Origin of the sequence: Streptomyces sp. NPDC102490 (assembly GCF_044765285.1) — a bacterium.
Lineage (GTDB): Bacteria > Actinomycetota > Actinomycetes > Streptomycetales > Streptomycetaceae > Streptomyces.
In genome coordinates this window covers 176,349-195,223 of sequence record NZ_JBIWJU010000009.1, presented here as the reverse complement: position 1 = coordinate 195,223, position 18,875 = coordinate 176,349, and the positions used below count along the sequence as shown (strand labels likewise).

The window sequence follows — 18,875 nt, the reverse complement described above, 5'->3', positions numbered from 1 at the left end:
GGCCGCGGTGAACACGGAGGAGTTCGAACTGCCCCGGTCGCGCCGGGCGAACGAGCGGCTGCACGCCATGGTCCCCGGGGGCGCGCACACCTACGCCAAGGGCGACGACCAGTATCCGGAGAACCTGGCGCCGGTGATCAGCCACGGCCGGGGCGCCCATGTGTGGGACGTCGACGGCAACCGCTACATCGAGTACGGCTCCGGGCTGCGGTCGGTGAGCCTCGGCCACGCCCATCCCCGGGTGACGGAGGCGGTGCGGCGGGAGATCGACCGGGGCGGCAACTTCGTCCGGCCGTCCGTCGTGGAGGTCGAGGCCGCGGAACGGTTCCTGGCCACGGTGCCGACCGCGGAGATGGTGAAGTTCGCCAAGAACGGCTCCGACGCCACCACCGCCGCCGTGCGTCTGGCCCGGGCGGCCACCGGGCGCCCGCGGGTGGCCGTCTGCGCCGACCATCCGTTCTTCTCCGTCGACGACTGGTTCATCGGCACCACGCCGATGTCCGCCGGTGTCCCGGCGGCGACCGGGGAACTCACCGTGGCGTTCCCGTACGGGGATCTGGCCGCCACGGAGGAACTGCTCGTCCGGTACCGGGACGAGGTCGCCTGCCTGATCCTCGAGCCCGCCACCCACGCCGACCCGCCGCCCGGGTACCTCGCCGGTCTGCGGGAACTGGCCGACCGGTACGGCTGCGTGCTGGTCTTCGACGAAATGATCACCGGCTTCCGCTGGTCGGAGGCGGGCGCCCAGGGCCTGTACGGCGTCGTGCCCGACCTCTCCACGTTCGGCAAGGCGCTGGGCAACGGGTTCGCGGTCTCCGCGCTGGCCGGGCGCCGCGCGCTGATGGAGCGGGGCGGGCTGCGTCACTCCGGGGACCGGGTGTTCCTGCTGTCCACCACCCACGGCGCGGAGACGCACGCGCTGGCCGCCGCGATGGCCGTGCAGGCCACCTACACCGAGGAGGGGGTCACCGCGCGGCTGCACGCCCTCGGCGAGCGGCTGGCCGCCGGGGTCCGCGACGCCGCGGCGAGCATGGGCGTCGGCGACCACGTCGTCGTCCGGGGCCGGGCCAGCAACCTGGTCTTCGCCACCCTGGACGAGAACCGGCAGCCGTCGCAGCCGTACCGCACCCTGTTCCTGCGCCGGCTCCTCGCGGGCGGGGTGCTGGCCCCGTCGTTCGTGGTGAGCAGCGCGCTCGACGAGGCCGACATCGCACACACCGTGGACGTAGTGGCCGAGGCCTGTGCGGTGTACCGGAAGGCGCTGGACGCCGCCGATCCCACGCCCTGGATGGGCGGACGAGCGGTGAAGCCGGTGTTCCGCCGCCTGGCGTGAGGCGAGGCGCACGGCGCGCCGAAGGGCGACGCCGTACGCGACCCGGCGCCGGGTCAGCGGCCCTGCTGCCGGCCGGCGCCGGCTCTCCGGTCGGCGGGTTCGTCCGCCGGCCGGTCGGCGGTCGCACGCTTGGCCAGCCGGTCGGACGTCCGGTCGACCAGCCACGCGCTCACCGGCAGCACCGCCAGCGCGGTGCACCAGCCGCCGAGGGTGTCGGTCGCGTAGTGCGAGCCCAGGGCCACCTGCGCCCAGCCCATGGCGGCACCGGCCACCAGCCCCGCGGCGAAGACGAACGCCGTGCCGGCCGCCCGGCCGAGGCCGAGGCGGCCGGCCGCGAGCAGCGACACCATGAGGGCGAGCGCGGTGAGGAAGGCGGTGTGCCCGCTCGGAAAGGACAGGTTGTCGCCGTGGATGGTGCGTCCCACGACGGGCTTGAGCAGCGTGGTCGTCCCCACGGTCAGACCGGCGCCGGTCACCACGAACACGGCGGCGCGCGGGCGCCGCAGCAGCAGGCAGCCCGTCACGACGGCCGCGACCAGCAGCACCGCTCCCACCGGCTCCCCCAGGAAGTCCGTGACCAGGGCGACGTGCCGCCACGGCGGCCCCACCCCGTCCACCACCGCCCAGATCCGCGCGTCCGCCGCGCCCGGCTCGCTGTCGCCGGTGTACGTGACTCCGACGACGAGGACCACCAGCGCGGCCAGGGCGGCGATCAGGGCGCACCCCACGCGCAGCGACGACGGCAGCACCGCGGGCCCCGGCCGGCCGGTCACCCGTCCACCGCCCCCGGGCGACCTGTCGTGCTCTCCCACGTCCTCGCCCACTCCCCCGCTTCACCCGGCTCGCCGGCCGGCGCGCCGACCGCTCTCGGGTCCAGCCCACCGTAGTCGTTCCGGTCGGCCTGATAACAGCCGGTTCGGGCCATTGCGCGGCCTACGGCTTCCGGGCCATCCCGGCGGCGATGAGGCGCTCCCAGACGGTCAACTCCCGCTCACCACCGCCGAGCTGCGGATCAGCGGCCGTCTCGGGACGCCATCGGGGGGCCGGCACTATCCCCGGTTCGAGGATCTCCAGGCCGTCCAGCAGGGCCTCGATCTCCGCGTCCGTCCGCCACCGGCCGCGGCCGAAGGTCCCCTGGAGGACCTTCTCGGCCTCCGCGGTCTCCGGGTTGTTCCCGGAGCGGAAGTGACTGACGAAGAAGTAGCTCCCGGAGGGCACGCGGTCGCGCCAGTGGCGGACGATCCCGGCGGGGTCCTCCTCGTCGTTGACGTGGTGGAGGATGGCGCTGAACATGACGGCGACGGGGCGGTCGAAGTCGATCAGCTCCCGGGTGTCCGGATGGCCGCGGATGCCCTCGGGGTCGCGCACGTCGACCGGTACGACCCGGGTCCGGTCGTTCTCCTCCAGCAGCGCCCGCCCGTGGACCAGTACTTGGGGGTCGGTGTCGACGTACACCACCCGGGTCTCGGGTGCCGTGCGCTGCGCGACCTGGTGGACGTTGTCGGCGGTGGGAAGGCCGCTGCCCAGGTCGATGAACTGCCGCACCCCGGTCGTCGTCACGATCTCCCGCACCGCCCGCACCAGCGCCGCGCGGTTGGCGAAGGCGATCGCCACCGAACCGGGGAGGTCGCGTTTGAACACGTCACCGATCTCCCGGTCCACCGCGTAGTTGTCCTTGCCGCCGAGCAGGTAGTCGTAGACGCGGGCGATGCTGGGCCTGGTGCTGTCGATGGAGGAACTGTCTCCCGTCATGGCCCCCATCCTCTCCCGTGCCGAGGAGCCCCGGCCACCACTTGTTTGACCTTGACACGGTGACAAGGTCTTCACTGCGGACGAGGAGGTGGTCCCGATGACCATGACGAGTCAGGACGCGGAGCCGATGCGAACACTCAGGGCTCTGGAGGACGGGCGTGCGTCCGTGCGGCTGCGGGCGGCCCTCTCGGCCGGATCGGCGCCGGACCCGCGTTTCGTGGACAAGCTCGTCGAACGATCCGCGATCGAGCCGGAGTTCTTCGTCCGCGACATGCTGACCTGGGCGCTCACCCGTCATCCGGTGTCCCTGACGCTCGACCGGCTGGTCGGTGAGGTCCGCTCGGACCGCTCACAGGCACGCAGCCAGGCGCTGCACACGCTGTCCAAGATCGGGGACCGGCGGGCGTGGCCGGTGATCACCCGGGCGGTGCTCTGCGACGCCGACGACGAGGTGGCGCGCAGTGCCTGGCGGGCCGCGGTCGTCCTGGTGCCCGAGGGCGAGGAGCCCGCCCTGGCCGCGGTGCTGTCGACGCAGCTGGGACGTGGTGGCCGGGAGACGCAGCTGAGTCTCAGCCGGGCGCTGGTCGCGCTGGGCGAGTCGGTCGTGGAGGTTCTCGATGCCGCGACGACCGCCCCTGCCCCGCACACGCGGGCGCACGCCCTCGCCACGCTGCGGCTGCTGCGCGATCCCGACGCGGGGTTCGCGTCGGCGATCGAGGAGGCGAAGCGCGTCGTGGCCCTCGGCGGGTCCGGTCCCGAGGGACCATAGAGCGTGTTGATCGGTGAGGTGGCGCGACGGTCCGGGGTCAGTGCCCGCATGCTCAGGCACTACGAGTCGCTCGGCCTGGTGCGGCCTTCGGGCCGCACCGGCTCCGGTTACCGGGAGTACTCCCGGGAGGACATCCGGCGGATCTTCCATGTGGAGAGCCTGCGGTCGCTGGGGCTGTCGCTGCGCGAGATCGGACGTGCGCTCGACGAGCCCGGTTTCGAGCCCTCGGCACTCGTCGCCGACCTGATCCGCCGGACCCGCGAACGCATCGCGGCCGAGACCGAGTTGCTCACCCGGCTGCGCCGGATCGACGCCGCGGGGCCCGGCGGCTGGGAGGACGTGCTCCAGGCCGTCGCGCTGCTCCAGGCGCTGGGTTCGAAGAGCGCGGACGCGCGCCAGCGGGCGGCCCTCTCCTCGGTCCACGAGGCGGCGGTGCCGGTGGAAGCCCTGGTCGAGGCGGCGCTGAGCGAGACGGACACCAACGTCGCCGGAGCCCTCCGCTGGGCGCTGGCGCGGTCGGGCGACGACGCCGCGGACCTGCTGGCGGAGGGCCTCGGGTCACCGGTGGCCGCGGTGCGGGAGCGTGCGGTCCAGGCGCTCACCGAGCTGCCCGGCGGTGCGGCCACCGCGCGGCTGCGGCACGCCCTCGCGAGCCCCGACGCCGTGGTCCGCGGGTACGCGGCACTGGCGCTCGGGGCGCAGGGGGTGGCCGACGCGGTCCCGACGCTCATCGAGATGATCGTGGCGGGCCGCAACGACACCGACGCGGCGGACGTGCTGAGCGTGCTGGCGGGCGACACCGCGACGGCGGACCGGATCGCGGCCGGGCTCGTCGGCCGGCTCGCCCACGACACCACCGAGGCGCCCGCGCGCGGCCGGCTGACCCAGGCGCTGGCGGGCATCCCGGGCCCGAGGGCGTCCCGGGCGCTGACCGAGCTGTCGCGGGACGGGGACCGTGCCGTCGCGCTGACCGCGGCGTACCTTCTCCGGCTGCGCGAGGCGCGGTGACGTCCCGGGCGTAATCGCGTCGACAGCGCACCGTCGGGCCCGGCAGTATGTCCGCCCGTGACGAGCAGCGAACTGTGGACCCGTGAGACCGCCGACCGCTACGACGCCGAAGAGGCCGCGACCGGGATGGCCTCCGCCGCCGTCCTCGGGCCGACCGTGGACTTCCTCGCCGAACTCGCCGGAGACGGCCGGGCGCTGGAGTTCGCCATCGGCACCGGACGCGTGGGCGTCCCGCTGCGGGAACGCGGCGTGCCGGTGGTGGGCATCGAGTTCTCCGAGCACATGGCGGCGGTCCTGCGGCGCAAGACCGACGAGGAGACGCTGCCGGTGTTCCTCGGGGACATGGCCACGACCGTCGTCCCCGGCGAGTTCACGCTGGTCTACCTCGTCTACAACACCATCACCAACCTGCTCACGCAGGACGAGCAGGTCGAGTGCTTCCGGAACGCGGCGCGCCATCTGAGCCCCGGCGGCCGGTTCGTCATCGAGCTGGGCGTGCCCCCGCTGCGGTTCCTGCCGCCGGGTCAGGTCGCGGTGCCGTTCGACGTCTCCGAGCGGCATCTCGGCTTCGACACCTTCGACCTGGTCGAACAGGTCCTCGTCTCGCACCACTTCACCCGCGACCCGGCCGACGGCACCTACCGCCGCGACGCCTCCCGGCACAGGTATGCCTGGCCCGCGGAGCTGGACCTGATGGCGCGGATCGCCGGACTGGAGCGGGAACGCCGGGTCGGGGACTGGGACGGGACCCCGTTCACGCAGGACTCCGCGAAGCACGTCTCCGTGTGGCGCAAGCCGGTCTGAGGACGGCGCCCCGCCCGAGGGAGAGTTCTCGTCGAGGGGGCTCCGCCGTACGGAGGAGCCCCCGGTGGGTGACCGGCGCCGTGTCAGCGTTGGCCGGCGAACCAGTCCTTCTGCGGGGCCTTGCCCGCCAGTGCGCCGCAGTTCGAGCCGTAGTTCCAGGCCTGGAGGGTGTCGATGACGCCGCCCCACTCCACGCAGGCGCCGCGCGCGAACGCGTACACCGGCCCGGCGTACGACGTGTAGTCGCCCGCGTCGGACTGGTCCTCACTGCTGTCGACGTTGCGCACGTAGGCCACCATGTACGTCGGTGTGCCCGTCCTGTTGCGGATGGTCACGGTGCAGTTCTTGCCCGTGGACGAGTTGTAGGTGAGGTACACCGTGCCGGTGGTACCGATCGGCATGGAGTTCACCACCTTGTAGCCGGAGCCGCAGGCCCCGTTGTACGACGCGGTCGCACCGGCGGTCGCCGCGCCGGCGGCGGGAGCCGACACCAACAGCCCCGCCCCGATGGCCCCGACGGCGGTCAACGTCGCCCCTACGGCTTGCATGGAACGCTTCATGGCACCTCGATCCGTGAATCGGCCGGCCTCCCCATGGTGTTGCTGAAGCCACCTGTTGAGACCTTTGCGCCCCTTCGGGGGTTGTACGCCGTTGACAGATATTTACTTGTTTTCGCGTAGAGATCGGCGGGCGTCAGTCCTCGGCCGCCGGCTCCGGCATCGCCAGATGGGCGAGGTCTCCCGGCGGGGGCGTGCTGACCGGCCACAGCGGGGCGGGCGTGCCGTCGGCGACCGCGGCCGGGGCGTCGGTCAGCCGCATGCGGTCGCGCAGGCGGCCGTAGAAGTCCATGGGTCCGAGGCGCACCGCCCGCAGCCTTCGGGGAGCGGCGTAGACGCCGAGCCAGTCGCCCGGATCGAGCACGCCCCGCAGCTGCCCGTCGATGCTCACGGCGGCCCGGCCGGACCGTTCGAGGATCCGCATGCCGACGGGCTCGTCCGGCGCGGTGACCACGGAGCGGTCGAACGTCATGTGCGGGGCCACCGCGGTGAAGACGAGTGCTTCCGCGCGGGGCGAGACGACCGGGCCGCCGGCGGCGAAACTGTAGGCGGTGGAACCCGTCGGGGTCGCGACGAGCAGCGCGTCGGCGGAGTACGAGGCCAGCAGCCGGCCCGCGATGTAGACGCCGACGGAGATCTGCCGGTCCCGTGACAGTTTCTCGAGCACCACGTCGTTGAGGGCCGTGACGTTCAGCGCGACGCCCCACTCGCCCCCGCTCTCGCAGTCGGTCCGCACCCGCGGGGCAGGCAGCAGCGGTCCTCGCCCGTACCGCAGCAGCGCCTCCATCTCCGCTGGGATCTCCAGGAGCCGGGAGGCACGCAGCGTGAGCAGCATGCGGCTCTCCGGCTCCAGCCGGCCCGCGCGGACGGCGTCGAGGGCGGAGCGCACCGCCGGCGCGGGGACCTCGGTGAGGAACCCGACCCGTCCCAGGTCCACGCCCAGGATCAGGGCGTCGTTCTCCGCGGCGAGCCGGGCGCCGCGCAGGAAGGTGCCGTCACCGCCGAGGGTCACGACGAGGTCCGGGTCACCGGCCGCGTCCACCTCCTCGCGGGCACTGTGCCGACCCGCGTCGCTCCACACGTCGATGTCCGTGCACGCCACGGCGTTGCGGTCGCACCACTCCCGGACCTCCCGTGCCGCTTCCGCGGCGCCCTCGCGACCGCCGTGGACCACGAGTCCGACCCGCTCGATCGTCACCACTGCCTCCCTGCTCCCGGGCCGCGCTCCGGGGACGGCGAACGACGGAATCCTCGCCGACCCCCGCGACGGGGCGGGCCGCGACATGCCGGGGCGCCCTTCCCCGTCCGGCGAGTCGCACATCAGGTACCGAGTAGGTACCATGCGGGTATGCCATCACTCAACGTGACCTTCACCGAGGAAGAAATGGAAGGCGTCCGCGCTGCCGCCGCGGCCGAGGGCAAGAGCCTCAAGCAGTACATGCACGACCTCGGTGTCCGCGAGATGCAGCGCAAGCGGTTCGTCGCCGGGGCCGTCTCGTGGGCGGACCGGCTGCGCGCCGAGTTCGACGAGGCGTTCCCGGACGAGATCCCACCGTCCCAGCGCGGCGAGGGAGTCAGCGCCGCCTGATGAGCGAGCCCCTGTACATCGATGTCCCCTGGCTCCTGGACGTCCAGGACGCCGCTCTGGACAACGAGGACGTGTCGGTCACGGACTACTCGGCCCTCGTCGCGGCGGTGGCACGCCACAAGACCCGGATGCCGACCCTGGCCGCGTCGAACCCCGACAGCGCCTGGCGCGCGGCCGCCCTCCTGCACACCGTGGTGCGGCTCGAACCGCTCCCCCACCGCAACAGTCTCTTCGCGGCCTTCGTCACCGGTCAGTACATGGACCAGTCCGGGGAGGGCATCGATCCGCCCTACGGGGCCCTGTCCGATCTGATCAGAAAGGTCCGCGAGACCCGGCTGAGCATCTACGACATCGCCGACGTGCTCCGTTCCTGGCGCATCTGACCGGCGAGGCCGTCACCGTGCGGTCGTCACATCCCACGCCAGATGTTGTCGAACCCGGCTTCCTCGATGCTGCGGCGCTGCCGGGTGGCGGCCAGTTCCACCACGGCGTCGTGCACCGCGGCGAGGACCGTCGCGGTCCGGTCGTCCTCGGGATCCGCAAACTGGTCGGCCGACTCGTGCCGGACGCCGACCGCGGCCGCGAGACTCACCAGCACCGGGTCGCCGCCGGTCCAGCGGTCGGTGGCGCGCCGGCGGGCCGACGGATCGGCCGGGGCCGGCCGGTCGGCACCGCGCCGTGCGGTCCGCCACCGGCGCCCGCGGCCACCGTCGTCCGCGCCCGCGGCGGCGAGGTACTGCGCCGCCAGGCCGTCTCCCCGGCGCCACAGCCAGTCACTCACGGACTCGGCCGGCTCCTGCCCGGCCAGGGACGCCGCCGCCGCGTCGAGCAGCCGGTCGCCGGAGCCGCCGGGCGACCCCGGCCGCAGGTCGAGACCGTCCAGCTCGACCGTCCCCGCTGCCAGCAGGTCGATCAGTTCCGCTCCGGCCAGGGCCAGCGACAGGTCGCCACGCTCGACCGGGGAGTCGGAGGGAACCTCGAGAGTGACGATCGTCAGGTCGTGCGCTGTGGTCATGACGGAACTCCCCATCTGTCACCTCTGCTGCGACACGCCTGCCGCGATCCCGCTCAGCCTACCCACGGCCGCAGCTTCTCGGGGTTGCGGACGGCCCAGATGCGGCTGACACGGCCTTCGGCGACGTCGAAGGCGGCCACGGTCATGACGGCGCCGTCGCGCCGGGCGACCAGTCCCGGCACTCCGTTGACCGAGCGCTCCAGGAGTTCGAGGCCCGGGGCCTTGTCGGCGATGGCGACCATGTACTGGGCGATGCGGGCGCCGCCCTCGACCGGGCGCAGGACGGCACCCACCAGGCCGCCGCCGTCGGCGGTCATGACGGCGGCCGGGTCGAGGAGGTCGACCAGCGCCGCGATGTCCTTCGTCTCCCACGCCGCCTTCACCTGCCGCACCACGTCGGCCTGCACCGCGGGGGCCGCCTGAACCCGTGCGTCGCGCACCCGGCGCCGGCCCGAGGCCGCGAGCTGTTTGCAGGCCGCCGGGGTCCGGCCGAGGATGCCCGCGATCTCGGCGAAGGGGTAGCGGAAGACGTCGTGGAGGACGAAGGCCACCCGCTCCGCGGGGGTCATCGACTCCAGGACCACGAGGAAGGCCATGGTCACCGACTCGTCCAGGACCAGCTGGTCGGCGGGGTCGGCGCCGTGTCCGCGGTCCCGCTCGGCGTGGGCGGGCAGCGGGTCCGGCAGCCAGGCGCCCACATAGCGCTCGCGCCGGGCCCGTGCCGAGCCGAGCACGTCCAGGCAGACCCGGCCGGTGACCGTCGTCAGCCAGGCGCCCGGGGACGCTATCTCCTCCTGTCTGCCGCGCGGCAGCGCGTACCAGCGCGCGTAGGCCTCCTGCACGGCGTCCTCGGCCTCGGCCAGCGAACCGAGCAAGCGGTAGGCGACATTGATCAGTTGGCGCCGTTCTCCGACCGTCGCGTCGGTCCTCGCCCCCGCCGTCCCCATGCCCGACCGCCCCCTCGCCTTACCTTTCGCCGACCCGTTTCGTCGGGCTGGTGAAACCTTACGATCTACTGCCCCCGGGCGGAAAAGGGGACCGCGGCATGGCAACCCAGGCGACGGCGCAGCACCGGATCTCGTTCCTGCAGATCGCGATCGCCCTGCAGACCCTGACCATCTTTCTCCAGGCGGTCTCCGCCGGACTGTTGCTGACCGCCTCCTACGGGGAGACGCTGCACAGCGTCGGAGCCCGGGTGATGTACGGGGCGTCGATGCTGTACGTGCTGGCGGCGGTGCTGGCGTGGAAGACGGGCGGCGGCCCGCTCCGGCCCGTCTGGCACTCCTGCGGCTTCCTGGTCCTCGCCTCGGTCCAGGTCGTGCTCGGCATCGCGCACGTCCCGTCCGTCCATCTCCCCCTGGGCGTCCTGATGTTCGGGCTGAGCCTGCTGGCGCTGGCGCGACGGTGAGCGCGCCCGCGCCGCGGGGTCACGCGCGCCGCCGGGTCACGCGCGCTGCCGGGCGTGGCGAAGACAGGAGGCGGCCACCACGAAGGGCCACAGCGACTGGAGCGAGGTCACGACGCGTTCCGCGACCCCGGGGTCACCGTGTCGTCCCAGCTCGATCAGGAACCAGACCCCGCCGGCGGCCATCAGGGCCGTCACGGCGATCGAGGGCGCCAGACGCAGCGCCCAGGGAGCGGCCGCGCCTCCGTTGACGGCCAGCACCGGCCACACCGCCAGGAGGGTGAACCCGACGATCACCACCGCGCCGTGGCGCAGGGAGCCCCCGCTGCTCGGCGCGGGGAGCGCCACCAGGACCAGCGCGGCGAGTCCGCCCCCGCCGAGCGCGACGCGTCCGGCGGTGGCGGCGGGCCGCAGTCCCCAGGCGGTCAGCAGGTGGCAGACGCCCAGGGCCAGGAAGGCCGTCGTCATCACCCAGAACCCGGCGGCTCCGTAGGCCCCCAGAACGCTGATCGTCTGGGTGACGGGATCGTAGGAGGACCCTTCGTAGTAGGCCGCGCCGGTCCAGCCGGCGATCAGCAGCACGGGTGCGCATCCCGACGACAGCAGGACCCATCTGGGGACACATCGCATCACGCCACCATAAAACGCGCACCCGTGTGAGGCCGCGCTCACGGCTCTCACACGGGCGGGTTGAGTGTGCGGAAGTACGTCCAGCTCGTCTCGTTCGGCTCGCTCCACCGCTCCGGTGCCCGCGCGAACCGCGGCTGGTGGTCGGCGATGTAGGCGCGGGTGCGCTCGGGCACCTCGGCGTACGAACCGAGCTTGCGGCCCCGGCAGTGGAAGGTGAGGCCGCCGGGCCGTTGCCCCCGGGCCATCCACGGCAGCCACGGGGACATCCGGGTCCACGACATGGTCGCCGGGACGCTGGGGGCCGGGCCGGCCAGGTCCGCGTGGTGGGCGAAGAACTGGAAGAGCTCCAGGGCCTGGTACGTGTCGCCGGCCGAGTGGAGGGGGTACTGGGCCACCGGCAGCGGGGAGGGGTAGGCGAGCGGGATCTCCAGGCTGAAGCAGACCTGGGCGCCGAGGTCGGTCGTCGGTACCGGGAAGGGGCGCCACTTCTGGTTGGCCGGGTCGTTCCAGACATGCACCACCGGCAGGTCCCGCCAGGTCTCAAGGATCTCCCGGGTGACGGGGTCCAGGTAGAAGGCGGCCTCCCGGGTGAGCAGCCGATACGCGTCCGGGCCGTCGTCGGCGTCCTGGACCAGGCGGGCGACGTTGACGCCTTCGAAGCCGAAGAGGTGCTCGTAGGGCTCGCCGGGAGCCCACGCGTACACGTTTCCGGACCACCAGTACGTCACCTCCTCGCCGTCGAGGGAGGCCCGGGTGCGGGCGAGGGAGCGGAGCGACTGCGCGGGTGTCGTCATGGGAAGTACTCTGCGCGACCACCGCCCGCACCGGGCGGGAAACGACACGCCCCGCCCCGGAAACGGCCGGAAGCATCCGGCGTCCGGCATCCGCCTCGCACGGGAGCGATGAGTTCGGCGAACGCATCGGGTCCACCCTGTATGACTCGGATCATCGCGGACATCTCGATCTCCCTCGACGGCTGTGTCACCGGACCGGACCCCGGCCCGGGCAACGGTCTGGGGACCGGCGGCGAGGCCCTGCACACCTGGGCGTTCTCGGACGACCCGGAGGAGCGCCGGATCGTGCGGGAGAGCACCGCCCGCTCGGGCGCCGTCGTACTCGGCCGCCGGCTCTTCGACCTGGTCGACGGGCCGGGCGGCTGGGACGACACCGTCGGCTACGGCGCCGCGGAGGTCGGCAGGCCCCCGTTCGTCGTCGTGACGAGTTCGCCCCCGGCCTCGGTCCGGCTCACCGGCCTCGACTGGACGTTCGTCACGACCGGGCTGCCCGACGCCGTCACCGCGGCGCGCGAACGGGCCGAGGCGGCTTCGGCGGACCGCGGCACGGACCTCGACGTCGTCCTCATGGGCGGCGGCGCCCTGATCGGCTCGGCGTTCGACGCCGGGCTGGTCGACGTGCTGTCCCTGCACCTGGCTCCCGTGGTGCTCGGCTCCGGAACCCCGCTGTTCACCGGCGGGACCCCGCGCACCCTGGTCCGACGGAGTGCGAACCCCACCCCGAACGCCACCCACCTGCTCTACGAAGTCCGCTGAGTCCGCTGAGTCCGCCGGCCTGCTTCCGGACGAACCGCCCCCGGGTCCCGGGCGGTTCAGGGACCATGAGGCATGCGACCGGACGGCTGGTACCTCACCGAAGACCTCGACGACTTCCTGGCCCGGGCCTGGGACTTCCTGTGCTCGCGCCCCGCCCCGCACACCACGCCCCTGACGGCGATCGAGAAGCTGCGCACGCACGGCGGGGGCGCGGCCGGGTCCGGAGCGGGAACCACCGTCTTCGGCCGGCTGGAGGAAGGCGGCGAGGTCCGCGCCGCCTTCCTGCGCCCGCCGACGGGCCGGCTGACCCTCACCGCCCTCTCCCCCGGGCAGGCCGACCGCTTCGCCACCCACCTGGTGAGCGTCGACCTCCGTCCCTCCGGCGTCCTCTCGGACGACGAGACCGCCACCGCGTTCGCCGGTGCCTGGCGACGGCACACCGGTGCCGCCCCCGTGCGCACTTGGGGCGCCCGTCTCCACCGGCTCGGCACGCTCACCCCGCCGCGGCCCGTTCCGGCGGGCCGGGGCCGGCCCGTGGGCGAGCGCGAGCACGGGCACCTCATGCGCTGGTGCCGTGAGTTCGCCGCGGACGTCGGCGAGGCGGTGACCGTCGACGCCGCGTCCTGGGCCGGCACCCGCTTCGCCGAGAAGCGCTACACCTTCTGGGAGACCCCGGACGGCACGCCCGTCGCCATGGCGGGCGCGAACCCGCTGGTCGGCGGGCAGGTCCGGATCGACCCCGTCTACACCCCGGCCCGCCACCGCGGTCGCGGCTACGCGGGCGCGGTGACGGTCGAGGTCACCCGGGCCGCGCTGGCGGCGGGCGCGAAGGAGGTCGTGCTGTTCACCGACCCCGCCAACCGCACCTGCAACGCCCTCTACCGGCGCATCGGATACGTCCCGCTCGCCGACTTCTGCGCCTACGACTTCACCCCCGCCGGTCGGCACCCGTAGGCACCCGGTACGGCCATGGACGGCTGCGGCCGCGTCCGGTCCTCCCCGCGACGCCGGGCGGTCCGGTCCACGAGGGCCTGCTGGCCGTCACCGCGTTCGCCGAGGCCGGGCAGCTCACGCCCGTGGTCGGCTGGGCCACGCCCGCGGCAAGACCGTGATCACCGTGTCGTGGGCGTCCCGCGGCGGCGGTCGCGGTGCCCGCGCCTCAGTGAAAACCCGTGCGCGGTGCCGTGACCTCGACGGCGTCCCTCACCAGGGCCAGCGCCGCGCCCACCGGGCTGGACCGTCCGCCGCTGACGGTCACGTCGCCCGCGTCCGGACAGCCGAAGACCACGGCCTTCTCCGGCCCCGTCAGTGCGTGCAGCGGGTCCCCCGGCCCGGTCTCCTCCAGCCGTACGCGCACGATGCCGGGCTCGGCCAACGACGCACCGGCGACCGCCCGCAGCCGGCGGGAGCGGGACGCCGCGTCCAGGGCCCGGTCGCCGGTGCTCCCGTCCACGGGCTGCGCCCGCACCCGCACCTCGGCCGGGTCCCAGCCCCAGGCCAGCGCGGCCAGCAGCCGTACCTTGGTGGCGGCGTCCTCGCCCGACAGGTCCGCCGACGGGTCCGCCTCCGCGATGCCCCTCAGCCGCGCGGCGCCGATCGCGTCGTCCAGTGTGTCGCCTTCGGCGAGGCGGTCGAGGACGAAGGTGACGGTGCCGTTGGGGCAGGCGCGGATCGTCCGGCAGTCCAGACCGCGCAGGGAGGACCGCGCCAGGTCGCCCGCCGGGAGGGCCGCGCCGGTGGCCCCGGAGATCCGGATCATGCTGCCGCCCGCCCGGGCGGCCGCCTCCAACTCCCGCCAGTGCGTGAGCAGGTGGCTCTTGGTGGCGGTCACCACGTGGACGCCCCGGCGCAGCGCGGTCACCGCCTCCCGCGCGGCGCGCTCCCGCACACCGGGCGAGGACGGGACGGCCTGGACGAACACCCGGGCGCCGGTGCGCTCGAAGGTCTCCTCCAGCGGCCTCACGGGGCCCCACTCCGCGCGCGGCGGCAGCGCCCCGTCCGCGCCCGGCCGGCACTGCGCCGCGCTCGCGCGCACCGCGGCCACCCGCGGCCGTACGCCGTGACGGCGGGCGAGCGCGTCGCCGTCCCGGGCCAGCCGCTCGACGAAGGCCCGCCCGACCGGGCCGTATCCGGCGAGGACCACATCGGCGCGTGGCGCGTCCGTCGCATCCGTCACTTGTGTCGCTTCACCCATGGGTTCGGGATCTTCTCACATCACCGCCGTGCCCCGGGCCCTCAGCGGGGAGGCCGTACGAGGCCGGAGCGGTAGGCGTGGGCGACGAGTTGGGCCCGGTCCCGGGCGCCGAGCTTGGTCTTGGCGCGCTGGACGTGGGTGCGTACGGTCAGCGGGCTGAGGAACAGGTCGGCCGCGATCTCCTTGTCGGACTTGCCGTCCGCGACCAGGGCGGTGACCTCGCGCTCTCGGGCGGTGAGGGCGGCCAGGTCCTCGGGCGGCACCGGAGAGGCCGCGGGGTCGGGGGAATCGAGGAACCGGGTGATGAGGCTGCGGGTGGCGGCGGCGGACAGGAGGGCGTCGCCCGCCGCCACGGTGCGGATGCCGTCGAGGAGTTCCTCCGCCGTGACGTCCTTGCCGAGGAACCCGCTCGCGCCGAGGCGCAGGGCCCGGGCGACGTGCTCGTCGGTCTCGAAGGTGGTGAGGACGAGGACCCGGGTGTCCCGCAGGTCCGGGTCGGCGCAGATGGCGGCAGTGGCGGCGAGTCCGTCGGTGCCGGGCATACGGATGTCCATGAGGACGAGGTCGGGCCGGTGGGCGCGGGTCAGCGCCACGGCGTCCCGGCCGTCGGCGGCTTCGGCGACCACGGCCATGTCCTCGCTGGAGTCGATCAGGATGCGGAAGGTCGCCCGCAGCAGGGCCTGGTCGTCGGCGAGCAGCACGCGGATGGTCATGAGGGCTGTTCCCTTGGTGGTGGCGGGGCGGGGAGTTCCGCGGTGACGGCGAAGCCGCCTTCCGGCAGGATGCCCGCGCTGAGGCGGCCGCCGGAGGTCCGGGCGCGTTCCCGCATGCCGATCAGGCCGTAACCGCCGCCGGGGCCGGGCGGTCGCGGGGTGGCGCCGCCGTCGTCGGTGACCGTGAGGGTGAGGCGGTCGTGGGCGTAGGCGAGGTGCACGTCCGCGGTGCCGGCGTCGGTGTGTTTGGTGACGTTGGTGAGGGCCTCCTGCACGATCCGGAAGGCGGTCAGGTCCACTCCGGGCGGCAGGGGGCGCCGCGTGCCCCGGACGGTGACGGTGACGTGGAGTCCGGCGGAGCCGAACGCGGAGACCAGTTCGGGGAGCCGGGCCAGGCCGGGCGGCGGTTGGAGGTCGTCGGCGCCGTCGGCGTCGTCGGGTCTGCGCAGGAGGCCGACGGTGGCCTTCAGTTCGCGCAGCGCCGACGCGGTGGTGCCGGTGAGGTGCGTGAGGATCTCCCGGGCCTGCTCCGGGTGGGTGCGGGCGAGGTGGGCGGCGGTGCCGGCCTGGGCGTTGGCCAGCGCCATGTGGTGGGCGACGACGTCGTGCAGTTCCCGGGCGATGCGGACGCGTTCCTCGGCGACGCGGTGGCGGGCCTCCTCCTCGCGGGTGCGTTCGGCGTGCTCGGCCCGGGTGCGGACGGCGTCCAGGTAGGCACGCCGGCTGCGCACCGCGGTGCCGGCCAGGACCGGCAGCAGGGTCCAGAAGACGGGGCCGACGCTCTCGTCCGCCCACGGCTGGTCGCTCCGTTCGAAGAGCAGGGCGGCGGGGACGACCAGCGCCAGGGTGAGGGCGTAGCCGGCGTACGCGGTGCGCTGCGGGGTACGGACGGCCAGTTCGTAGAGCGCGATCAGGACGGGCAGCAGCAGGAGCGGGAAGACCAGGTAGCCCAGGGCGACGGAGACGGCGGCGCTGACGGCGGTGACGAGGACGGCGGCGCGCGGGTGGCCGCGGCGCGGGACCAGGCCCGCGGCGGCCAGGAGCGCCAGGGGCTGGCCCGGCCACCAGCCGAGGTCTCCGTGCACGTACTGCCGGCTGGTGACCGCGAGCACCAGCAGCAGGAAGGCCGTCTCGACGAGGTGCGGGTGGCTGTCGGCGCAGCGCCGCCAACTGCTGAGCATGGTGTCCTCCTGGGACCAGGATCGCCGATGCGCCGGACGCACGTCGGGAGGCCGCCCGTGTCCCGCACGAGCGGCCCTCCGGCGGCGCGGATCAGGCGCGCACGCGGTCGGCGTCGGGGACGGCCACGAGCCCGGGCGCGGCGGCGGTCCGGCGGACGAGGGCCTCGCCCTCCACGTCGACCCGGGGCAGCAGCCGGTCCAGTCGGCGCGGCAGCCACCAGGCGCGCTCGCCGAGCAGGACGAGGACGGCGGGCACGAACGCCATGCGGACGACGAAGGCGTCGAACAGCACGGCGACCGCCAGGCCGAAGCCGACCATCTTGAGCAGGGTTTCGCCGCCGGTCATGAAGCCCGCGAAGACGGACGTCATGATGACCGCGGCGGCGGTCACGACCCGGCCGCTGTGGCGGAATCCGGTGACGACGGCCTCGGCGGGACGCTCTCCGTGGATGACGGCCTCCCGCATCCGGGAGACGAGGAACACCTGGTAGTCCATGGCGAGGCCGAAGACGATGCCCACCAGCATGAGCGGCATCGTGCTCATGATCGGTCCGGTCTCGTCGACGCCCAGGAGTCCGGCGCCGTGGCCGTTCTGGAAGACGGTGACCAGGACCCCGAAGGACGCCCCGACCGACAGCAGGAATCCGAGGGCGGCCTTGAGCGGTACCAGCACGGAGCGGAAGACGACGAGCAGCAGGAGGAAGGCCAGGCCCACCACGACCAGGAGGTAGGGGACCAGGGCGTCCGTCATCTTCCGGGCGACGTCGATGTTCAGTGCGGTGGTGCCGGTCACCTCGAAGGTCGCGCCGGTGGCGGACTCGGCCGCGGGGCGTTCGGCGCGGATGGTGCGGACGAGTTGCCCGGTCCGCTCGCTGGTCGGCGCGGTGGCCGGGACGGCCTGGAGCACCGCGGTGTCCTCGGCCGCGTTGAACCGGGGCGGTGACACGGACACCACGCCGTCGGTGCCGGCGACCCGCTCGGACACGGCCGCGACCGCGGCGTGCGGGTCGTCGGCCTGCCGGGCGTCCACGACGACGGTCAGCGGGCCGTTGAACCCGGGCCCGAAGCCGTCCGCGAGGGCGTCGTAGGCGCGGCGCTCGGTGGTGGAGGTGGGTTTCGCCTCGTCGCCCGGCATGCCGAGCCGCAGGTCGAGCGCCGGTACGGCGAGTGCGCCCAGGAGGATCACCGAGCCGAGCAGCACCGGCACCGGGCGGCGCTGTACGAGGCGGGCCCAGCGGGCGCTCCACGCCCCGGCCTCCCGAACGCGTCCGGCGGGCGCCCCCTTGCCGAAGCGGCGGGCGGGACGCGTGTTCGTCCCCTTGCGGATACGGCGGGCCAGCAGGGCGTCGGGCCAGAACCCGCACAGCGCCGGGACCAGGGTGAGGGTGATCAGCACCGCGAGGACGACGGCTCCTGCGGCGGCCAGGCCCATCTTCGTCAGCGACGGCACTCCGATCACCGACAGACCGGCCAGCGCGATGACGACGGTGAGCCCGGCGAAGACGACCGCGGAACCGGCCGTGCCCACGGCCAGCCCCGCCGCCTCCCGGGCGTCGTTCCCCTTGGCGCGCTCCTCGCGGTAGCGGGAGACCACCAGCAGGGCGTAGTCGACGCCGACCGCGATCCCGATCATCATGGCCAGGTCGGCGGTGGCCGTGGACATGCCGAAGGCGCCGCCCAAAGCGATGATCGAGGCGAGGGTGAGGGCCACGCCGACGACGGCGGTGATCAGCGGCAGTCCGGCGGCCGCCAGGGAGCCGAAGGTGATCAGCAGGACGACCGCGGCGACGCCGATGCCCAGGAACTCGCCGATCCCGGCCGGCGGCTCACCGGCCACGGCGTCCCCGCCGGCCTCGACGGTCAGACCGGAGGTCCGGGCCTTCTCCACCGCCTCGGTGAGATCCTTCCGGGCGGCGTCCGTGACGTTGTCGTCGGTCGCTTCGTAGGTGACGGTGGCGTACGCCGTGGTGGCGTCCTCGCTGACCGTGGACGCGTCGAGGGGATCGGAGACGGCGGCGACCTGCGGGCCGTCGGCCACCTCGGCGACCAGCGTGTCGATCGCCGCCCGGTACTCGGTCGCCGTGACCTTCCGTCCGTCGGGCGCGACGAGGACGATCCGGGCGCTCGCGCCTTCCGCCTCGGCGTCCGGGAACCGCTCGTTGATGAGGTCGAACGCCTGCTGGGACTCGATGCCGGGCATCGAGTCCGAGTCGTCGGCCGCCTCGCCGGCGCTCAGGGCGGCGAGCACGACGCCGAGGAGGACGGCCGCCCACGACAGCGTCACCCAGCGGCGCCGTCGGAAGGCACCGCGTCCCAACCGGTACAACAAAGTTGCCATGGAGAGGTCTCCGCATCTGATCTGGGGAACCTCTCCAG

At 73.9% G+C, this 18,875-nt stretch carries 21 protein-coding genes; 9 read left to right on the top strand and 12 right to left on the bottom strand.

What is annotated here, in order from left to right:
* Window positions 1–7: 7 nt before the first annotated feature.
* Window positions 8–1,333 (top strand): glutamate-1-semialdehyde 2,1-aminomutase, encoded by a 1,326-nt coding sequence (locus ACIRGB_RS22215; RefSeq protein ID WP_403867700.1) that lies wholly within the window; start codon window positions 8–10, stop codon window positions 1,331–1,333.
* Between the two features lie 53 nt (window positions 1,334–1,386).
* Here the strand turns inward: ACIRGB_RS22215 and ACIRGB_RS22210 are convergent, their stop codons facing one another.
* Entirely contained in the window at window positions 1,387–2,106 is a 720-nt protein-coding gene (locus tag ACIRGB_RS22210; protein ID WP_403868169.1) for a phosphatase PAP2 family protein, read from the bottom strand.
* Window positions 2,107–2,266: 160 nt separating this feature from the next.
* Window positions 2,267–3,085 carry an SAM-dependent methyltransferase gene (locus ACIRGB_RS22205; protein ID WP_403867693.1) on the bottom strand — a complete coding sequence of 273 codons (819 nt, stop codon included), beginning with the start codon at window positions 3,083–3,085 and terminating at the stop codon, window positions 2,267–2,269.
* 97 nt (window positions 3,086–3,182) lie between these two features.
* Between ACIRGB_RS22205 and ACIRGB_RS22200 the strand changes: the two genes are divergently transcribed.
* Genes ACIRGB_RS22200 through ACIRGB_RS22190 form a run of 3 tightly spaced genes read left to right on the top strand, consistent with a single transcriptional unit; the run spans window position 3,183 to window position 5,666 of the window.
* The gene (locus ACIRGB_RS22200) at window positions 3,183–3,854 is read left to right on the top strand and encodes a HEAT repeat domain-containing protein (RefSeq protein WP_403867690.1); all 672 of its coding nucleotides are present in this window, start codon (window positions 3,183–3,185) and stop codon (window positions 3,852–3,854) included.
* A 3-nt stretch (window positions 3,855–3,857) separates the two neighbouring features.
* The gene (locus ACIRGB_RS22195; RefSeq protein WP_403867687.1) at window positions 3,858–4,862 is read left to right on the top strand and encodes a MerR family transcriptional regulator; all 1,005 of its coding nucleotides are present in this window, start codon (window positions 3,858–3,860) and stop codon (window positions 4,860–4,862) included.
* A 57-nt stretch (window positions 4,863–4,919) separates the two neighbouring features.
* On the top strand, window positions 4,920–5,666 hold the full coding sequence (locus ACIRGB_RS22190; protein WP_403867685.1) for a class I SAM-dependent DNA methyltransferase: 747 nt from the start codon (window positions 4,920–4,922) through the stop codon (window positions 5,664–5,666).
* Between the two features lie 83 nt (window positions 5,667–5,749).
* Here ACIRGB_RS22190 and ACIRGB_RS22185 read toward each other — a convergent pair whose 3' ends face one another.
* Both ACIRGB_RS22185 and ACIRGB_RS22180 read right to left on the bottom strand, forming a co-directional pair.
* A complete protein-coding gene (locus ACIRGB_RS22185; RefSeq protein WP_403867682.1) occupies window positions 5,750–6,214 on the bottom strand; it encodes a spore-associated protein A in 465 nt (154 codons plus the stop codon).
* A gap of 145 nt (window positions 6,215–6,359) precedes the next feature.
* On the bottom strand, window positions 6,360–7,421 hold the full coding sequence (locus ACIRGB_RS22180) for an NAD(+)/NADH kinase (RefSeq protein ID WP_403867679.1): 1,062 nt from the start codon (window positions 7,419–7,421) through the stop codon (window positions 6,360–6,362).
* Window positions 7,422–7,571: 150 nt separating this feature from the next.
* Between ACIRGB_RS22180 and ACIRGB_RS22175 the strand changes: the two genes are divergently transcribed.
* Both ACIRGB_RS22175 and ACIRGB_RS22170 read left to right on the top strand, forming a co-directional pair.
* Window positions 7,572–7,811: a hypothetical protein gene (locus ACIRGB_RS22175; RefSeq protein ID WP_059296486.1), complete on the top strand. Its 240-nt coding sequence runs from the start codon at window positions 7,572–7,574 to the stop codon at window positions 7,809–7,811.
* Window positions 7,811–8,194 carry a hypothetical protein gene (locus ACIRGB_RS22170; RefSeq protein ID WP_003978453.1) on the top strand — a complete coding sequence of 128 codons (384 nt, stop codon included), beginning with the start codon at window positions 7,811–7,813 and terminating at the stop codon, window positions 8,192–8,194. The genes ACIRGB_RS22175 and ACIRGB_RS22170 overlap by 1 nt, the downstream gene beginning before the upstream one ends.
* Window positions 8,195–8,220: 26 nt before the next feature.
* On the opposite strand, the gene ACIRGB_RS22165 is transcribed toward ACIRGB_RS22170, so the two are convergent.
* Both ACIRGB_RS22165 and sigJ read right to left on the bottom strand, forming a co-directional pair.
* Window positions 8,221–8,826: a GPP34 family phosphoprotein gene (locus ACIRGB_RS22165; RefSeq protein WP_403867675.1), complete on the bottom strand. Its 606-nt coding sequence runs from the start codon at window positions 8,824–8,826 to the stop codon at window positions 8,221–8,223.
* Window positions 8,827–8,879: 53 nt separating this feature from the next.
* Window positions 8,880–9,773, bottom strand: a complete 894-nt coding sequence (sigJ, locus tag ACIRGB_RS22160; RefSeq protein ID WP_403867672.1) for an RNA polymerase sigma factor SigJ — start codon at window positions 9,771–9,773, stop codon at window positions 8,880–8,882.
* A 98-nt stretch (window positions 9,774–9,871) separates the two neighbouring features.
* Here sigJ and ACIRGB_RS22155 point away from each other — a divergent pair, with 98 nt between their 5' ends.
* Window positions 9,872–10,234, top strand: a complete 363-nt coding sequence (locus ACIRGB_RS22155; RefSeq protein WP_403867670.1) for a hypothetical protein — start codon at window positions 9,872–9,874, stop codon at window positions 10,232–10,234.
* 36 nt (window positions 10,235–10,270) lie between these two features.
* On the opposite strand, the gene ACIRGB_RS22150 is transcribed toward ACIRGB_RS22155, so the two are convergent.
* Both ACIRGB_RS22150 and ACIRGB_RS22145 read right to left on the bottom strand, forming a co-directional pair.
* Window positions 10,271–10,861 (bottom strand): DUF998 domain-containing protein, encoded by a 591-nt coding sequence (locus tag ACIRGB_RS22150; protein ID WP_403867668.1) that lies wholly within the window; start codon window positions 10,859–10,861, stop codon window positions 10,271–10,273.
* 47 nt (window positions 10,862–10,908) lie between these two features.
* Complete coding sequence (locus ACIRGB_RS22145) at window positions 10,909–11,655, bottom strand: DUF1838 family protein (protein WP_403867665.1); 747 nt, start codon at window positions 11,653–11,655, stop codon at window positions 10,909–10,911.
* Window positions 11,656–11,796: 141 nt separating this feature from the next.
* On the opposite strand from ACIRGB_RS22145, the gene ACIRGB_RS22140 reads away from it, so the two are divergent.
* Complete coding sequence (locus tag ACIRGB_RS22140) at window positions 11,797–12,411, top strand: dihydrofolate reductase family protein (protein ID WP_403867662.1); 615 nt, start codon at window positions 11,797–11,799, stop codon at window positions 12,409–12,411.
* A gap of 72 nt (window positions 12,412–12,483) precedes the next feature.
* Complete coding sequence (locus tag ACIRGB_RS22135) at window positions 12,484–13,365, top strand: GNAT family N-acetyltransferase (protein WP_403867659.1); 882 nt, start codon at window positions 12,484–12,486, stop codon at window positions 13,363–13,365.
* A gap of 205 nt (window positions 13,366–13,570) precedes the next feature.
* Here the strand turns inward: ACIRGB_RS22135 and ACIRGB_RS22130 are convergent, their stop codons facing one another.
* The 4 genes from ACIRGB_RS22130 to ACIRGB_RS22115 form a co-directional block, all read right to left on the bottom strand.
* On the bottom strand, window positions 13,571–14,587 hold the full coding sequence (locus ACIRGB_RS22130) for a homoserine dehydrogenase (protein ID WP_403867657.1): 1,017 nt from the start codon (window positions 14,585–14,587) through the stop codon (window positions 13,571–13,573).
* Between the two features lie 59 nt (window positions 14,588–14,646).
* Window positions 14,647–15,318, bottom strand: a complete 672-nt coding sequence (locus ACIRGB_RS22125; RefSeq protein WP_403867654.1) for a response regulator — start codon at window positions 15,316–15,318, stop codon at window positions 14,647–14,649.
* On the bottom strand, window positions 15,315–16,499 hold the full coding sequence (locus ACIRGB_RS22120) for a sensor histidine kinase (protein WP_403867651.1): 1,185 nt from the start codon (window positions 16,497–16,499) through the stop codon (window positions 15,315–15,317). The genes ACIRGB_RS22125 and ACIRGB_RS22120 overlap by 4 nt, the downstream gene beginning before the upstream one ends.
* Before the next feature lie 91 nt (window positions 16,500–16,590).
* Window positions 16,591–18,837 (bottom strand): MMPL family transporter, encoded by a 2,247-nt coding sequence (locus tag ACIRGB_RS22115; RefSeq protein ID WP_403867648.1) that lies wholly within the window; start codon window positions 18,835–18,837, stop codon window positions 16,591–16,593.
* Between the last annotated feature and the right edge of the window lie 38 nt (window positions 18,838–18,875).

Coding starts and splice junctions, on each gene's coding strand:
- ACIRGB_RS22120 (WP_403867651.1), bottom strand. CDS start 16,499: ATGCTCAGCAGTTGGCGGCGCTGCGCCGACAGCCACCCGCACCTCGTC.
- sigJ (WP_403867672.1), bottom strand. CDS start 9,773: ATGGGGACGGCGGGGGCGAGGACCGACGCGACGGTCGGAGAACGGCGC.
- ACIRGB_RS22150 (WP_403867668.1), bottom strand. CDS start 10,861: ATGCGATGTGTCCCCAGATGGGTCCTGCTGTCGTCGGGATGCGCACCC.
- ACIRGB_RS22135 (WP_403867659.1), top strand. CDS start 12,484: ATGCGACCGGACGGCTGGTACCTCACCGAAGACCTCGACGACTTCCTG.
- ACIRGB_RS22165 (WP_403867675.1), bottom strand. CDS start 8,826: ATGACCACAGCGCACGACCTGACGATCGTCACTCTCGAGGTTCCCTCC.
- ACIRGB_RS22140 (WP_403867662.1), top strand. CDS start 11,797: ATGACTCGGATCATCGCGGACATCTCGATCTCCCTCGACGGCTGTGTC.
- ACIRGB_RS22115 (WP_403867648.1), bottom strand. CDS start 18,837: ATGGCAACTTTGTTGTACCGGTTGGGACGCGGTGCCTTCCGACGGCGC.
- ACIRGB_RS22175 (WP_059296486.1), top strand. CDS start 7,572: ATGCCATCACTCAACGTGACCTTCACCGAGGAAGAAATGGAAGGCGTC.
- ACIRGB_RS22170 (WP_003978453.1), top strand. CDS start 7,811: ATGAGCGAGCCCCTGTACATCGATGTCCCCTGGCTCCTGGACGTCCAG.
- ACIRGB_RS22125 (WP_403867654.1), bottom strand. CDS start 15,318: ATGACCATCCGCGTGCTGCTCGCCGACGACCAGGCCCTGCTGCGGGCG.
- ACIRGB_RS22185 (WP_403867682.1), bottom strand. CDS start 6,214: ATGCAAGCCGTAGGGGCGACGTTGACCGCCGTCGGGGCCATCGGGGCG.
- ACIRGB_RS22155 (WP_403867670.1), top strand. CDS start 9,872: ATGGCAACCCAGGCGACGGCGCAGCACCGGATCTCGTTCCTGCAGATC.
- ACIRGB_RS22200 (WP_403867690.1), top strand. CDS start 3,183: ATGACCATGACGAGTCAGGACGCGGAGCCGATGCGAACACTCAGGGCT.
- ACIRGB_RS22205 (WP_403867693.1), bottom strand. CDS start 3,085: ATGACGGGAGACAGTTCCTCCATCGACAGCACCAGGCCCAGCATCGCC.
- ACIRGB_RS22145 (WP_403867665.1), bottom strand. CDS start 11,655: ATGACGACACCCGCGCAGTCGCTCCGCTCCCTCGCCCGCACCCGGGCC.